Genomic DNA, 15,335 nt, shown 5'->3' with positions numbered 1-15,335 from the left:
TTTAATACCTCGGCTTTCGATTCTTGATTTCTTCAACAAAATGTAAATAATGTTGGTATCGTTGGTTGGATATTGTACCTTTCTCAACTTCTGTTTTCACCGCGCATTTAGGTTCCTTATCATGCTGACAACCTCTGAATTTACAATAGTCCTGAACTTCTACAAATTCAGGAAAGCATTCGCTTAATTGATCCAGCTCCAGATCATTGAACTCCAGCGAACTGAAGCCCGGAGTGTCCGCGACCAGCCCGCCGGCAATTTCATAAAGCTCGACATGTCTTGTTGTATGTTTACCTCGACCAAGGCTTTCCGAAATTTCATCGGTATCCAAATTCAGCATAGGATTGATGGAATTCAAAATCGAAGACTTGCCTACACCCGACTGCCCGGCGATGACAGTTGTTCGGTCAGCCAGGTGGGACTGGATACGATCCAATGCGTGTTTATCAAAAACCGAAGTCAAAAGTACGGTATACCCGATTTTTTCATAAATATCCTTGTATTCATTCATGCGAATAACCGTCTGTTCATCTATCTGATCCATTTTAGAGATTACTATGATCGGCTGCAGACGTTTAGCTTCGACTAAAACTAAAAATCGATCGAGAAGGAGCGGATTGAAGTCGGGATGAGCTCCAGACGTTACAATTAAGGCCTGATCCACGTTAGCAATCGGTGGACGAACAAATTCATTCGTGCGCTCCTCAATAGATAAAATATATCCCTCTTTGATGGTTTCGGCTTGAAACTCTACAACATCACCAACAAGGGGGGTTATTTTTCTTTTACGAAAGTTGCCTCGGCCACGACACTGGTAAACCGTTCCTTCGTGAAGAACGTAATAAAATCCGCTTAATGATTTAATTATTTTTCCTGTTGGCATTTAATCACCTGCTTCATAGGGAACATTCTCTTCTTCAATTACTTCATCTTCAAGTAAAACTTTATAGGTGGCATCGTTTTCAGGAGGAACCGTCAAGTCTATATCAATAACTGTGTCTTCAGTGATGGTTTCTTCTAAAAACACATCTGAAATTCTATTATTTAGATCATCCACATAAACGATAACCCGCTGTTCTTCTTGACCCAATTCTTCATTGAAAGGGACCTCAACTTGAACGGTTTCCTCACGAGGCTGTAATTCTTCAGGACCAAGAGATACAACGAGGTTAACTGTAGAACCTTCTTCAACCTCACTAAGGGAGTCCGGATCCTGACTGATGACTTGTCCTTCTGGTACTTCGTTTGAATGTTCTTCCGAAATAGAAGATTCCAAGTCATTATCGCCCAAGTAATTTTCAGCCTCTTCCACCGTTTGTCCTTCTAAAGGTCTCAGCGTTATTGTAGGAGGTCCTGTACTTACTTGAAAAATGACGCGAGTCTCGTCGACAATTACTTGATCTCCTGGCTGCGGCTGTATTTGCTCAATGATTTCTCCTCTAGGTCTCTCGGAGGTTTGTTCAATCGCCAGGACGGTAGAATAACCTTCATTGTCTAATTCCTCTTTGACACTATCATAATTCTGACCAATGTATTCCTCGAATTCTACTCTCTCTTTTCCTTGTGAAGTGTATACAGTGACTTCCGATTCTTCCTTTATGGTGTCACCTGCTTCAGGATCTGAGCGTACAACTAAACCTTCCTCAACCGTGTCCGAAAATATTTGTTCACGGCTTACATTAAGATTCAAATCGGACAATTCAGTATAAGCTTCTCCGTATTCCATACCTTCAACATCAATCATTTCCACATCATCAGGCTGCAGCATAATAGGAACGACGAAGACTGCAGCCACCCCTGCAGAAGCAAGAAGCAAAAAGATGATCGTAAGCCAAATAAGCCATTTATTCTTCTTATTTGATTTACCTTTACTTTTTTTCTTTGCTTGTTTTTTAGCCTTTTTATTCTCTTTTTTAGTGGGGACGCCTTTTTTAGTTTCTTCTAAAGCCTTGCTGTCGTGATGATGGTTGGTATCATGGACAATGGTGGCATCTTCGTCCTGACCGTCGAAATCTTCTTCGGTAATGACTGGAATCGCCTTTGTCTTTTCGTCTTCTTCATCAGGAATAGCAAAAACAGGCTCATTCAAACGATACGGTTCTAACGACGTTTCTAAATCATGTTCCATTTCAATGACAGATTCATATCTATGGAAAGGATCTTTGGCTGTCGACTTAAGTACGATATTTTCAACACTTTGGGGGAGGTCCGGTATCCATCTTTTTAATGAAGGCGTATCGTGCTGTAAATGTTTCAACGCTATAGAAACCGGCGATTCACCTGAGAACGGCAGCCGGCCCGTCAGTAATTCAAAAAACACGATCCCCATCGAGTAAATGTCAGACTTTTTTGTAGCCATGCCCCCACGAGCCTGTTCAGGTGATAAATAATGGACTGAGCCAAGCACTGAGTTGGTTTGGGTGAGTGCTGTTGCACTTAATGCCATGGCTATGCCGAAGTCTGTTACTTTTACATGGCCGTAATGGTCGATCAATATGTTTTGAGGTTTGATATCCCTGTGAACGATTTCATTGTGGTGGGCCAATGATATTGCAGAGGTTACTTGCCTCATGATATCAATAGCATCCGCGACATCAACTGGACTTTTCTGCTGGATGTATTGTTTTAAGGTCATACCATCGACGTACTCCATCACCATATAATAAATTTCGTCTTCTTCTCCAACATCATAGATATTTACAATGTTCGGATGGGATAAACTTGTGGCTGAGTGTGCTTCTCGATGGAACCTTGCTATGAACTCTTCATCATTCCCGTATTCAAGTCGTAACACTTTGATAGCCACTTCACGATCAAGAATATTATCATGGGCAAGGTAAACGTTGGCCATCCCTCCTCCGCCGATCGTGTCTTTTATTTGATAGCGATCGTTGAGGAGACGATTATTCAACATTAATCAGCACCCTCTTTCACAATTGGGGCTTCGTGATGATGAACAATAGCCAAAGTTATGTTGTCTTCCCCACCGCGTTCGTTGGCGAGATCGACCAATGATTGACAAAGTTGCTGCCACTCTCCATTGTACTCTTTGATTCTGGAAAGTTCGTCTTCACTAACTTTGTTCGTTAATCCATCTGAGCATAGCAGCAACCGGTCGTCTTCCTCGAATTCAAAGGTTACGATGTCAGGAGATATATTCTCATCTGTTCCAAGAGCTTTTAATAAAACATTTTTCCTCGGATGTGATTCCGCCTGTTCTTCAGAGATTTGACCAGATCTTACTAGCTCATTGACCAATGAATGATCTTCCGTTACACGTTTGAATCCATAATGATTAGCAATATACACGCGGCTGTCGCCGATATGCCCGACCGTTGCAAATTGATGGTCACATACAGCGACCACCACTGTCGTCCCCATCCCCCGACATTCCTCATGATCCCTGGAATGCTGCAGTATGACTTGATTAACTTCGAGGATTGCTTCTCTCAGCCAATTCTCCGCTGCTTTAGGACCTTGTATTGCTGACGTTTCCTCCCATTGATTATGTAAGGTTGATACAGCTAATTGACTAGCTATATCACCTGCCTGGTGTCCTCCCATCCCATCAGCAACAACAGCGAGCAATTGGTTCTGCTCATTCAAATAGACGCCGCCTGCATCTTCATTATGCTGTCGTACTTTCCCTTGATCTGTTAAAAAGCTGCCTTTCATGGTCATCACCCCGTCTCTTCATTACACTGCCTAGATGATAGTTTTCTGTACATCATTTTCTCTAAAACGATGGCTTACTTTTCACCATTCTAGTTAAGAAAAAACCGTCCGTATCCCAATCTTGCGGGAATATTTGCAGTCCATACTCACTCCAACCCTGTGAATTCTGAAGGTGCGCTGGAAGTTCGTTGTGAAACTCTTCATCAATTTCAAATTCCGAATGATTCTCTAAGAAATGCTGTACTGCTTGCATATTCTCATGTTTGTCTATGGTACAAGTGCTGTATACGAGCTTCCCATTCACTTTCAATAAAGGAGCCAAACTTTCCAGCAGATCATCTTGGATGCCTCGTAACGCATAGATATCTTCTTCTTTTTTGTGGTATTTAATATCCGGTTTTCCTCTTAAAACGCCTAAGCCTGAACAAGGCGCATCGAGAAGAATGCGGTCGAACGATTCCTTTTCATGGAGGTCACATAGATGTCTGGAATCAGCTTGTTTAGTTTCAATAGATTGAAGGTGCAGCAATTTCGCTTTTTCATTGACCAAGTTCGCTTTCTTCTTATGTAAATCATAAGCGTAAACGGTGCCTTGATCCTTCAGTTTTTCTGCGATATGAGTGGTTTTCCCTCCTGGAGCGCTGCAAGCATCCAGTACATCCTGCCCAGGTTCGAGACTCATCATTTCTGCTACTAGCATAGAACTTTGGTCCTGCACAGTCAGCTGACCTCTCTTAAAAAGAGGGTCGTTTAAAATATTGCCTTCGGTTATTATAAGGCCTTGAGAGGAGAATTCGCTATTCTCTGTTTGAATCCCTCGTTCAGCAAGTTCCGCAGCCGCTTCACCTCTGGAAATTCGAAGCGGCTGTACCCTGACAGCCATAGGCAGGTGTTTAAGGTTTTGAAAACAAATCCCTCTGGTCACTTCAAAACCGTATTGATCGATCCAGCGGTGGATCAGCCATTCGGGATGACTGGTCTCAACCGACAATTTTACAGCTGGATCCTCAATTTTTGAAGGATCCTGAACACCATTTCTTTGAATATTTCTTAAAACTCCATTGACGAGACCAGAAATGCCCTTGTGACCTCTATTTTTGGCAATTTCTGCTGCTTCATGTATGACCGCATGATCCGGCACTCGTTCCAAATATAACATTTGATACACAGACATATACAACAGCCATTTCACCCAGGGCTTGAGTTTTTTCTGTTTAGAAATATTCGGTGCGATTTGATAATCAATCTTCAGTTTGTTTTGCAGAGTCCCATAAACAATTTCAGTCAATAAACCGCCATCTTTTGATGATAGGCTGCGTTTTTTCATCTCCTGGTCTAAAAGCACGTGGCTGTAGCCGCCTTGCTCTCCTATTCGGGTCAATAACTCTAGCGCTGCTTCTCTTAACTCATATTTAGCCATTTTGTTCACCAAGCCGTTCATTAAGCTGCATTGACTGGCCTGAACCATTTAAGAAGGCCTGTCCATCCATTCTCTTCTTGCCCGAGGGCTGCAGGTCAGTTATTTTTATAGCTTTTTTATCACCAGTCGCTACTAAAAATCCATCTTCATGAAACCCTACAATAGTCCCTGGCTTTTGATCGTAAGTCCCTTCCACTTTTACACTCCACCAAACTTTTAGAGGCTTGCCTTTCCAAAAAGTGAAAGCCACCGGCCAGGGGTGCATACCCCGGACATGATCATAAATGGACTGTTGATCTTTATCCCAGTCTAAAAGTTCCTGTTCACGTTTGATATTAGAGGCGAACGTAGCTTCCTCCTCATTTTGCTTGATTGGTGTAATTTCAGAAGATAAAAGTCTCGGCAATGTTTCGAGGAGCAACTGCGAACCTGCTTTTGAAAGTTTATCGTGAAGTGTTCCCACATGGTCGTCATCGTCTATTGATACTTTAACCTGACTCAGGATATCTCCAGCATCCAGTCTTTTCACCATATACATGATAGTGACACCTGTCTCTTTCTTTCCTTGGATAATGGAATAGTGGATGGGAGCGCCCCCTCTAAGCTCCGGCAGTAGAGAAGCATGCACATTTATACAGCCATAGCTGGGAGAAGATAAAAGTCCTTCAGGCAGTATTTGTCCAAAGGCAGCAGTGACAACCAAGTCAGGTTGATATTCTAGCACTTTATGATATTCAGATTTAATTTTTTCAGGCTGGAATACAGGGATATTAAGTCGCTCTGCTGCCTGTTTTACGGGAGGAGGAGTCAATACCTTCTTTCGACCTTTAGGACGGTCAGGCTGCGTAACGGCTAGGACCACATCATAATTGTGGCCAACCAGTTGTTCGAGTACAGGAACTGCAAAATCTGGTGTTCCCATAAATACGATTCTTGTCATGGAATGAACTCCTTCCTTACATTAACTGATACGGTTGAAAATCTACCGTTATTTGTAATCCATTTTCTTCTTTCATTTCATCCTCATAATAATGAAGGATTCGTTGAATTAATTTCCGCTGTTCTGGCTCATCTTTATATTTTACCATGCATTGATAGCGATATCTATTATTGATCCGGGTCAGTGCGGAAGGGGTTGGCCCTAACACATCAGCCTCTTCGGATAACTTCTTCCTCATAAACTGGACAATCTTCTGAGTCACTTCCTGAACTTTAAGCTGATTAGGATGAGACACAGTAAATAGAGTCAAAAAGTAGTAAGGAGGATAATGGAATCCTTTTCTTAGTTTCATTTCTTCTTGGAAGAAGCTCTCATAATCATACTCGCTTGCTAACTGGATACTGTAATGTTCAGGTGTATATGTTTGAACAACTACTTCTCCAGCTAATTTATGTCTTCCTGCTCTGCCGCTTACTTGTGTAATCAGCTGAAATGTTTTTTCTGAAGCCCGGAAATCGGGAAGATTCAACAATGCATCGGCTGCCAGGATACCGACAAGGGTTACGTTACCGAAATCGAGCCCCTTAGCAATCATCTGCGTACCTAAAAGGATGTCCGCTTTTTTATCTCCAAAATCATTTAAAAGGCGTTCATGTGCCCCTTTTTTCCTGGTTGTATCCACATCCATCCGGATCACGCGGGCCTCAGGGATCAACTCCTGCAGTACTTCCTCTACCTTTTGAGTACCCGTTCCAAAATACCTGATTGTCTTGCTTTCACATTCTGGGCATTGATTTGGCATAGGCTCTTCATGTGAGCAGTAATGACATTTCAACCTCTCTTGTCTTCTATGATAAGTCAAAGCAATATCACAGTGAGGGCACTCTTTTACATGGCCACAGTCACGACACATAACAAACGTTGCATAGCCCCTTCGATTAAGAAACAAAACAGCTTGTTCTCCACGGTCTATTCTATCTTTGAGTTTATCAAGCAGGACACGGGAAAACATCGAGCGGTTTCCTTGATGCAGTTCATCTCTCATATCTATTAATTCTGTACTAGGCATCGAAGCATTATTCATTCTTTTTGAAAGAGTGAGCATGTGGTAATTACCTTTGACTGCACGTGCGTATGTTTCTAAAGCAGGAGTGGCACTTCCGAGTACGACAGGACAAGAATGGATCTTCCCTCTTTCTATAGCTACATCACGAGCGTGGTACCTCGTCCTGTCTTCCTGCTTATAACTGGATTCATGCTCTTCATCTATTATAATGATTCCAAGATTTTTGAAAGGGGCAAATATGGCTGAACGTGCGCCTACGACAACATGAACTTCTTCTCTTTGAATTTTACGCCATTCATCATATTTTTCTCCAGCAGACAACCCGCTGTGCAGTACAGCGACCTTTGAGCCAAAGCGGCCTTTAAACCGCTCGACCATCTGTGGAGTTAAAGCAATTTCAGGAACGAGCATAATAGCTTCTTTATCTTCATCCAGTACTTTCTGAATCGACTGAAGATAAATTTCCGTCTTTCCACTGCCTGTTACTCCGTGAAGAAGGAATACATCGTGTTTTCGATCGGCAAGACTATGTAGGATCGGATGTATTGCTTCCTGCTGTTCTTCAGTCAGCGGAAATGGAGCGGACCTCTCAAACTCACGATGTCCATAGGGATCGCGAAGAATCTCCTGTTTGTACTCTTTCAAAATCCCTTGCTCCACGAGCGGTTTCAGTGATGCTGCAGACGTGTTCGTTAACGAGAGGAGATTTTTTTTAGGTAAAGGCTCCTGATGTTCTACAAAATATCCGACGATGACACGCTGCTTAGTCGCCTGTTTAGGCAAATCCTCTAATGACTCTTCAAGCTGCAAAGGGTCTAACAAAGGCTCAACAATTGTCGTCGTTTTTTTCGTCTCTCTGCTCTTCACTTCGTAATGAACATCGACTACGCCTTCATCCACGTATTTTCTCAACTGCTGATAAGTGATACCGGAATTCTCAAATTCTGAATAATCAATGACACCGCGTCCAGCGAATAACTGTTCAAGCTCTTCAGGAAAATCTTCTTCATTCAGTTTCCACAGCTCTTTACGGTATTTAGCTTTTAACACTTGAGGCAGCATGACTTGAAGACAAGAAACATAGTAGCTGAGCGTTTGATTGGATAACCATTTTCCTACTTGTAAAAGTTCAGGAGTAAGAGCTGGCGTAATGTCAAGAACATCCTCTATATTTCGCAGTTTATTAAATTCACTATGATCGGTCATGGAGATGACATATCCTAAAATTTTTCTCGGCCCAAATGGAACAATCACTCTAACACCAGGCTGGACAACGTGTAAATATTTAGATGGGATGCCATAATCAAAAAGGCGATTTGTGTTTTGAGAAGGTACATCCACTATTACTTTTGCAATATTCAAAACGCGCCACCACTTACATTATCAGCCACATCTAATAGAATTTTTTCAGCTAATTCATCTTTAGTCATTAAAGGAAGCTCTACCCTTTTTCCTTCTTTAGTCAAATAAATGGATGAATTCGTATCATGAGCAAATCCTGTCCCTTCTTTTGCAACATTGTTCATGACAATTGCATCTAAATTTTTTCTGCGCAATTTGTCTTCTCCATAATGTTCGAGGTCATTTGTTTCAGCGGCAAAGCCTATTAAATACTGCGAAGTTTTGCGATTTCCCAATTCCTGCAGTATGTCTCGCGTCCGTTCCATTTCAACTGAATAATCCCCAGGAGACTTTTTCATTTTTTGATCGAATTGATATTTTGGTCGATAATCAGCCACTGCCGCCGATTTTATGATAATGTCGTTGTTTTCAAAATTAGACAGGACAGCTTCGTACATGTCTTCTGCTGTAGTGACGTCAATTCTTTTGACATGTTGAGGTGTGTCCAATTGAACAGGTCCGGCAATTAAAGTCACATCTGCCCCCATGAGAGAAGCCTGACGTGCCAGCGCAAATCCCATTTTTCCTGAAGATGGATTCGTGAAGTACCGAACAGGATCGATCTTTTCATGGGTCGGTCCAGCAGTGATCAAAACTCTCTTTCCTTTTAAGACAGCTGATCTATTTGATTCCTTCTGTAAAAGCTCGACGATCGTTTCTGGGTTCTCTAGTCTTCCTTTGCCTACATAACCACACGCCAAATAGCCTTCACCGGGCTCGATGAATTTGAATCCCCACTCGTCGAGCTGTTTAAGGTTATTCATGACGGAAGGGTGGCTGTACATATGGACATTCATAGCTGGTGCAATATAAACAGGTGCTTCTGTCGCTAACAGGGTTGTTGAAAGCATATCATCGGCAATTCCATTAGCTAATTTTCCGATTGTATTGGCGCTTGCCGGGGCTATAAGAAACATGTCAGCCCAATCGGCTACGTCAATATGCTGGATTTGAGAAGGGTCCTGCTCCTTAAATGTATTGGTATAAACAGGTTGACGTGATAAAGCTTGAAATGTCGTAGGTGCCACAAAGTTTTGAGCATTTTCTGTCATGATCACTTTGACGACTGCTCCAGCCTGAACTAATTTACTAGTCAGGGCAGCCGCTTTGTACGCAGCTATCCCACCGGATACGCCTAGTACAATCTTTTTATTTGTAAGCATAGAATCCTATCCTTTCCCGACGATGATAAGGAAAAGCCGCGCCTTATGACTAAGTTAGCGCGGCTTTGATGATGGTATATTATACTTGTTTACGTAGTTTCAGTTCTGGATTGGATGACATCTGACTCTGAAAAAGTCAGCTTTCCACAATCGATTTCTTCTAAAGCCACCCCGACTTGCTGACTGGATGTAGGTTTATCGATCATAGGAGCGCTCCCCTGTTTCAGCTCACGGGCGCGTCTTGCTGAAAGAGTTACTAAAGTATACTTTGATTTAATTTGCTGCTGCAGTGAATCAATTGATGGTTCTAACATCATGATTGATCAGCCTCCAATGCTTTTTTGTATTGATTAGAAACGCGTTCACGTTTACAATGTTCACTTGCTACGATCGCCTGTACCTTTTTAACGGCAGAATCAACCTGATCATTGACGACTACATAGTCATAAGCGTCCATCATTTCAATTTCTTCTTTTGCGGCCAATAATCTGTTTTTTACTTTTTCTTCTGTTTCTGTACCGCGGCTGACAATCCGATCCTTTAATTCTTCAAGAGAAGGAGGGATTAGGAAAACAAATACACCTTGCGGAAAATTCTCACGTACTTTTAAAGCTCCTTGTACTTCAATCTCAAGAAAGACGTCTTTCCCTTGTTCTAGTGTATGTTCGACATATTCTTTTGGTGTGCCATAATAATTGCCGACATACTCAGCATGCTCAATCAATTGTCCCTGTTCGATTAAACGTTCAAATTCTTCTCTTGATTTAAAGAAGTAGTCTACACCATCCACTTCACCTTCTCTCGGCTCTCTAGTAGTCATGGAAATGGAATACCTTAAGTCAGTGGATTGGTCAAACAAGGCTTTCCTAACAGTTCCTTTACCGACACCAGAGGGTCCGGATAAAATAAATAAAATACCTTTTTCCTTTATCACCAGTGGATCCTCCTAGTTATCATCTGAAATTTCATCATTGCTCAACACTCGCTGACCTACCGTTTCCGGCTGAACAGCAGATAGTACAACGTGGTCACTATCTGTTATGATAACGGCACGAGTTCTTCGTCCGTATGTAGCATCTACTAATTTATTATTGTCTCTCGCAACGGTAATAATACGTTTGATCGGTGCAGATTCTGGAGAGACGATGGATATGATCCGGTTAGCGGAAACCACATTACCGAACCCTATATTGATTAACTTTAAACTCAACTACACTTCCTCCTTCTAATAACCTTATCTTTCTTTATTATATGAAAAAACTAGAGCGAATCTCAATCGTTATTCGATATTTTGTATTTGCTCCTTCATTTTTTCTATCTCACTTTTTAATTTTACTACATTATTAGAGAGAAATGGGTCATTTGACTTAGACCCGATCGTATTAATTTCACGATGAAACTCTTGTACGATGAAATCTAATGTTCTTCCAACAGCTCCATGACTTTCAATAGTAGACTGGAATTGCTTTAAGTGGGAGCGAAAACGTACGATCTCTTCCGTAATGTCCCCTCTTTCAGCTAAAAGGGCAACTTCTTGAAGTAGCCTTTGATCATCATACTCAAATTGATCCTTCATAGTTTCCTGTATTCTTGAGATAATTTTTTCTTTATGTTCGTCGATTACTTGAAATCGCCTGGACTCTACCTCATCAATAAGAACAGAAAGGCTTTCAAGACGTTTGCGTAAATCGCTGTCTAACTTCTCTCCCTCTGCTGAACGCATACTTACAACGGTTTGAAGAGCCTCTTCTAAGGCTGTAAGTACAGCTGATTCGATCTCGGGAGAAGGATCGTCACTCTCGACTATCGAAAAAATATCCTCTAACTTAGTAACCATATCAATAGAGATATCTCCCGTCAACTCATGCTTAGTCTTAAGGGAGTGAAGCGCATCTATGTATTGACCGAGCAAATCATCTTCGACCCGAAGCTTCTTGTTTAAAGCGTTGTTTCCTTCAATATTTATGAACAGATCAATATGCCCGCGGTGAATGTATTCGGCCACTTTCTTTTTCATTAGATCTTCCATATACAAAAACGCTCGAGGTACCTTTGGAGAGAAATCAAGAAAGCGGTGATTGACGCTCTTAATTTCGACTGTCACTTTAAGCTGTTCTCCTGCAACCGTCTTTCGACCATAACCCGTCATGCTTTTTATCATCGTTACCACGTCCATTTATATTTTTTGACCGGTCTTAAGTGTACCAAAAATGTTCACAACCGTGCGAATCATTGCTATACTGACAAGACTAGAGAGGTGAGAACCATGTCATTTGATGGTATTGTGACCCGGGCGATTACTCATGAACTCCATGAGCCTATCCAATCCGGGAGAATTATGAAAATTTATCAACCTACAGATACAGAATTAGTTTTTACAATTAGAAAAAAACGAACAAAGCATACGCTCGTATTATCAGCACATCCAACTTATGCGCGTTTTCATTTGACCGAAGATCAATATTCCAATCCGAAAGAGCCTCCGATGCTATGCATGCTTTTAAGAAAGCATCTCGTTGGAGGCTTCATCGAAAATATCGAGCAGGTGGAAATGGAGCGAATCGTAAAATTCCACATTCGGTCCAGAAATGAAATTGGTGATGAAACAGTTAAAACCTTAATTATAGAAGTAATGGGGAAACACTCCAATATCCTTCTAGTAGATGAGGAAGCCGGTCATATTTTAGACAGTATAAAGCACCTGCCACCTTCCCAAAACCGTCACCGGACGGTTATGCCTGGCCAGCCGTATATCCTGCCTCCTGAACAAGGCAAAACTAGTCCGATCGAACTTACTGGAGAAGCTCTTATCGCGAAATTGGATTTCAATTCTGGGAAGCTTGACCAGCAGATACTGAAAAAAGTGATGGGCTTTTCCCCCATGATCACTAAAGAAATCGCTTATCGGGCAAGTTTAGGTTCAGCTGCTAATTATAAAGAAGAGTACGAGGACTTCAGACAAAGCATTTTGCAGAATAATTATCAGCCAACTTTATTCCTTGGGGATCGCGAACAGTTTTATGTATTCAACCTACAGCATAAGAATGAGGAGACTAAAAACTTCTCCACTGTCAGTGAAATGCTGGACAGCTACTACTCGGGCAAAGCAGAGCGCGACCGTGTAAAACAGCAGGCCGGGGACTTATATCGGTTCTTAAAAAACGAACGTGATAAGAACAAACGAAAAATTAAAAAGCATGAAACTACTTTAAAAAAATCCGATGCAGCAGATGATTATCAAAAAATGGGGGAGCTTCTCACTGCCCATATGCATTTAGTGAAGCTGGGAGATTCAAATGTAACTGTCGCAGACTATTACGACCCAGATCAATCTGAAATGACGATTGAATTGAACCCAAATAAAACACCCAGCGAGAATGCTCAAAACTATTTTCAGACGTATCAGAAGCTAAAAAAGTCTAAACAAGTCGTACTAATCGAAATTGAGAAGGCAAAAGATGAAATCGAATATTTCGAACGATTGATCCAGCAAGTTGAAACAGCACGTGAAGAAGACATTGAAGATATTCGCGAAGAGTTAAGAGAGCAAGGGTATATGAAGAAAAAGCCGGCGTCTCGCAAGAAAAAGAACCAATCGTCTAAGCCATCTCCGGAATCATTCACTTCCACGGATGGCACTACTATTTATGTCGGCAGAAACAATAAGCAAAACGAATACTTGACCAATCGCCTTGCAAGTAAAAAAGATATTTGGCTTCACGCAAAAGATATTCCCGGCTCCCACGTTGTCATAAAAAGTGAAGAACCGTCAGAAGATACTCTTTTTGAAGCGGCAAGACTTGCAGCATATTATAGCAAATATAGTCAGTCCTCTTCTGTACCGGTCGATTTTACACTCATTAAAAATGTGAAAAAGCCTTCTGGTGCTAAACCGGGGTACGTAACCTACGATCAACAGCAAACTTTGTTCGTAACTCCAGACAAAGAGGAAGTAAAAAAATTGAAAAGTTAAATGAAAAAAATCCACTATTAAAGATAGTGGATTTTTTATCTACTCAAAAAATAGACAAAAAGAATAATTGCTGCAACATAAGAGAATATAGCCTGCGCCCAGTATCTTGGCCGTTCTTTTCTAAGGAACCATTTATTCCATAATATAAAGAAAGTCAAACACCCAGCTAAGCTTAGTAAGGGTTCAAATGACCAAATCGGCTCCATAAATGTGAAAGCCATCCAAGTATATAGAAAAACCATACAAGTGATTAACCCTAAGCCTGCATTAATTAGAATGAAAAAAGAATGTTTTCTTGATTTCATTTCATCACCATAGCTTTCCGTATCTACTCTTATGGTACTAACCATTTACATGAAGCGCAATATAATGTATTTTAATTTTTTGTGAAAATTTGAGGATCAGCACTCCACTTTTGAAGTTTTTCATATTCTTCTTCATTTAATTGATCTTTTTCTTTCATGATATGGATCAATTCATTATAAGTCGCCAAGGAATGTGTTTTATACCTCTTAGCTTCAAATGCCTCTTCAGCTGCATGTAAATTATAATTGAAAATAGATAAAATACACACCACCTCTTTATTACTTTCTCTTAAGGCTTCACTGGATGCGATCGAAGACTTTCCTGTAGATATGAGATCTTCGATGACTACCACATGGCTGCCTTGACTTAAGTCGCCTTCCACCTGATTTCCTTTTCCGTGCTTTTTGGCTTCTCCCCTTACATAAACTAAGGGCAGGTCCAGTCGATCTGCTACCCACGCTGCATGAGGGATTCCAGCCGTGGCACAGCCAGCAATCATATCGACCTCTTCATCGAGCTGCTCAATGTATCTTACCATTTCGTCAATGATTTGTTTTCTTACATGGGGATAAGACATAGTCAGGCGATTATCGCAATATATAGGGGATTTCAATCCGGAAGTCCATGTGAATAAGTCGTTCGGCTGAATTTGCACTGCACCAATCTCAAGCAAGTAATCTTCAATTTTGTTGTTTTCCATTACTGAAAGCCTCCTTGAATTGTTCGTATGTATCCCGTGGGTTTTTGGACTGCGTAATACTTCTTCCAACTACAATCGAGTCGCTTCCCTGGAATCCAGCATCAAAAGGAGTAGCTATCCTTTTTTGATCATGCCGGTCATCTTCTGCCTGCCTGATTCCCGGAGTCAAAGCTAAAAACTCCCTGCCGCAGGCTTTTTTGATGGCTTCAACTTCTTTCACTGAACAAACGACTCCATCAGCCCCGCTGCGCTTAGAAAGCTTAGAATACTCAGTCACAACGTCATTCAGCGGACGATCAATCAGAAGTTCAGATTTGAGGGTATCCTGGTCTGTGGACGTCAACTGAGTAACAGCCAATAATTTAGTATCACAGCTGCTTTCCTGAGCTAAGCCTTCTTTTGCCGCTTCGATCATACGGCTTCCACCAGCGGCATGGACATTTACAACATCCACCCCAAGAGAGGATATACTTCGCATCGCTCGTTTGACCGTAGCTGGTATATCGTGTGATTTCAAATCAAGAAACAGAGGATGGTTTCTTTTTTTCAGTTCTAGGATCATAGCTGGCCCTTCTTTATAAAAAAGTTCCATACCTACCTTCACGGGTACTCCATCAAGCTCATGTTCATCTAAAAATGATATAGTTTGCATTTTACTCTCGAAATCAAGCGCCACATAAATTTCTTCCAA

At 41.4% G+C, this 15,335-nt stretch carries 14 protein-coding genes; 1 reads left to right on the top strand and 13 read right to left on the bottom strand.

All coding sequences use genetic code 11. The annotated features are described in order from the left end of the window. Position 1: 1 nt before the first annotated feature. From rsgA to LF817_RS07220, 11 genes are all read right to left on the bottom strand, one after another. Positions 2 to 883, bottom strand: coding sequence for a ribosome small subunit-dependent GTPase A (rsgA, locus tag LF817_RS07270; protein WP_253935129.1), 882 nt, complete (start codon positions 881 to 883; stop codon positions 2 to 4). Beyond that, entirely contained in the window at positions 884 to 2,914 is a 2,031-nt protein-coding gene (gene pknB / locus LF817_RS07265; RefSeq protein ID WP_253935128.1) for a Stk1 family PASTA domain-containing Ser/Thr kinase, read from the bottom strand. Next, a complete protein-coding gene (locus tag LF817_RS07260) occupies positions 2,914 to 3,675 on the bottom strand; it encodes a Stp1/IreP family PP2C-type Ser/Thr phosphatase (RefSeq protein WP_253935285.1) in 762 nt (253 codons plus the stop codon). The genes pknB and LF817_RS07260 overlap by 1 nt, the downstream gene beginning before the upstream one ends. A 61-nt stretch (positions 3,676 to 3,736) precedes the next feature. Next, positions 3,737 to 5,095, bottom strand: a complete 1,359-nt coding sequence (rsmB, locus tag LF817_RS07255; RefSeq protein WP_253935127.1) for a 16S rRNA (cytosine(967)-C(5))-methyltransferase RsmB — start codon at positions 5,093 to 5,095, stop codon at positions 3,737 to 3,739. Beyond that, complete coding sequence (gene fmt, locus LF817_RS07250; protein ID WP_253935126.1) at positions 5,088 to 6,035, bottom strand: methionyl-tRNA formyltransferase; 948 nt, start codon at positions 6,033 to 6,035, stop codon at positions 5,088 to 5,090. The genes rsmB and fmt overlap by 8 nt, the downstream gene beginning before the upstream one ends. A 16-nt stretch (positions 6,036 to 6,051) precedes the next feature. Next, on the bottom strand, positions 6,052 to 8,463 hold the full coding sequence (gene priA, locus LF817_RS07245; RefSeq protein ID WP_253935125.1) for a primosomal protein N': 2,412 nt from the start codon (positions 8,461 to 8,463) through the stop codon (positions 6,052 to 6,054). Then, positions 8,460 to 9,665: a bifunctional phosphopantothenoylcysteine decarboxylase/phosphopantothenate--cysteine ligase CoaBC gene (coaBC, locus tag LF817_RS07240; protein WP_253935124.1), complete on the bottom strand. Its 1,206-nt coding sequence runs from the start codon at positions 9,663 to 9,665 to the stop codon at positions 8,460 to 8,462. The genes priA and coaBC overlap by 4 nt, the downstream gene beginning before the upstream one ends. Positions 9,666 to 9,754: 89 nt before the next feature. Then, positions 9,755 to 9,982, bottom strand: coding sequence for a DNA-directed RNA polymerase subunit omega (gene rpoZ / locus LF817_RS07235; protein ID WP_253935123.1), 228 nt, complete (start codon positions 9,980 to 9,982; stop codon positions 9,755 to 9,757). Beyond that, complete coding sequence (gene gmk / locus LF817_RS07230) at positions 9,979 to 10,599, bottom strand: guanylate kinase (RefSeq protein ID WP_253935122.1); 621 nt, start codon at positions 10,597 to 10,599, stop codon at positions 9,979 to 9,981. Before gmk ends, rpoZ begins: the two co-directional genes overlap by 4 nt. A 12-nt stretch (positions 10,600 to 10,611) precedes the next feature. After that, on the bottom strand, positions 10,612 to 10,875 hold the full coding sequence (remA, locus tag LF817_RS07225; RefSeq protein WP_253935121.1) for an extracellular matrix/biofilm regulator RemA: 264 nt from the start codon (positions 10,873 to 10,875) through the stop codon (positions 10,612 to 10,614). A gap of 69 nt (positions 10,876 to 10,944) precedes the next feature. Further along, positions 10,945 to 11,826, bottom strand: a complete 882-nt coding sequence (locus tag LF817_RS07220) for a YicC/YloC family endoribonuclease (protein WP_253935120.1) — start codon at positions 11,824 to 11,826, stop codon at positions 10,945 to 10,947. 105 nt (positions 11,827 to 11,931) lie between these two features. Here LF817_RS07220 and LF817_RS07215 point away from each other — a divergent pair, with 105 nt between their 5' ends. Further along, positions 11,932 to 13,638, top strand: coding sequence for an Rqc2 family fibronectin-binding protein (locus LF817_RS07215; protein ID WP_253935119.1), 1,707 nt, complete (start codon positions 11,932 to 11,934; stop codon positions 13,636 to 13,638). A gap of 376 nt (positions 13,639 to 14,014) precedes the next feature. Here the strand turns inward: LF817_RS07215 and pyrE are convergent, their stop codons facing one another. Further along, the gene (pyrE, locus tag LF817_RS07210) at positions 14,015 to 14,644 is read right to left on the bottom strand and encodes an orotate phosphoribosyltransferase (protein ID WP_253935118.1); all 630 of its coding nucleotides are present in this window, start codon (positions 14,642 to 14,644) and stop codon (positions 14,015 to 14,017) included. Continuing rightward, positions 14,625 to 15,320 (bottom strand): orotidine-5'-phosphate decarboxylase, encoded by a 696-nt coding sequence (pyrF, locus tag LF817_RS07205; RefSeq protein WP_253935117.1) that lies wholly within the window; start codon positions 15,318 to 15,320, stop codon positions 14,625 to 14,627. Before pyrF ends, pyrE begins: the two co-directional genes overlap by 20 nt. Positions 15,321 to 15,335: the final 15 nt, after the last annotated feature.

Origin of the sequence: Halobacillus sp. A1 (assembly GCF_024189295.1) — a bacterium.
GTDB lineage: Bacteria > Bacillota > Bacilli > Bacillales > Halobacillaceae > Halobacillus_A.
This window is presented reverse-complemented; position numbering and strand designations above follow the sequence as displayed.

Excerpts from the sequence above, each read along its gene's own strand:
- rsgA (WP_253935129.1), bottom strand. The coding sequence starts at position 883 with ATGCCAACAGGAAAAATAATTAAATCATTAAGCGGATTTTATTACGTT.
- pknB (WP_253935128.1), bottom strand. The coding sequence starts at position 2,914 with ATGTTGAATAATCGTCTCCTCAACGATCGCTATCAAATAAAAGACACG.
- LF817_RS07260 (WP_253935285.1), bottom strand. The coding sequence starts at position 3,675 with ATGAAAGGCAGCTTTTTAACAGATCAAGGGAAAGTACGACAGCATAAT.
- rsmB (WP_253935127.1), bottom strand. The coding sequence starts at position 5,095 with ATGGCTAAATATGAGTTAAGAGAAGCAGCGCTAGAGTTATTGACCCGA.
- fmt (WP_253935126.1), bottom strand. The coding sequence starts at position 6,035 with ATGACAAGAATCGTATTTATGGGAACACCAGATTTTGCAGTTCCTGTA.
- coaBC (WP_253935124.1), bottom strand. The coding sequence starts at position 9,665 with ATGCTTACAAATAAAAAGATTGTACTAGGCGTATCCGGTGGGATAGCT.
- rpoZ (WP_253935123.1), bottom strand. The coding sequence starts at position 9,982 with ATGATGTTAGAACCATCAATTGATTCACTGCAGCAGCAAATTAAATCA.
- LF817_RS07220 (WP_253935120.1), bottom strand. The coding sequence starts at position 11,826 with ATGATAAAAAGCATGACGGGTTATGGTCGAAAGACGGTTGCAGGAGAA.
- LF817_RS07215 (WP_253935119.1), top strand. The coding sequence starts at position 11,932 with ATGTCATTTGATGGTATTGTGACCCGGGCGATTACTCATGAACTCCAT.
- pyrE (WP_253935118.1), bottom strand. The coding sequence starts at position 14,644 with ATGGAAAACAACAAAATTGAAGATTACTTGCTTGAGATTGGTGCAGTG.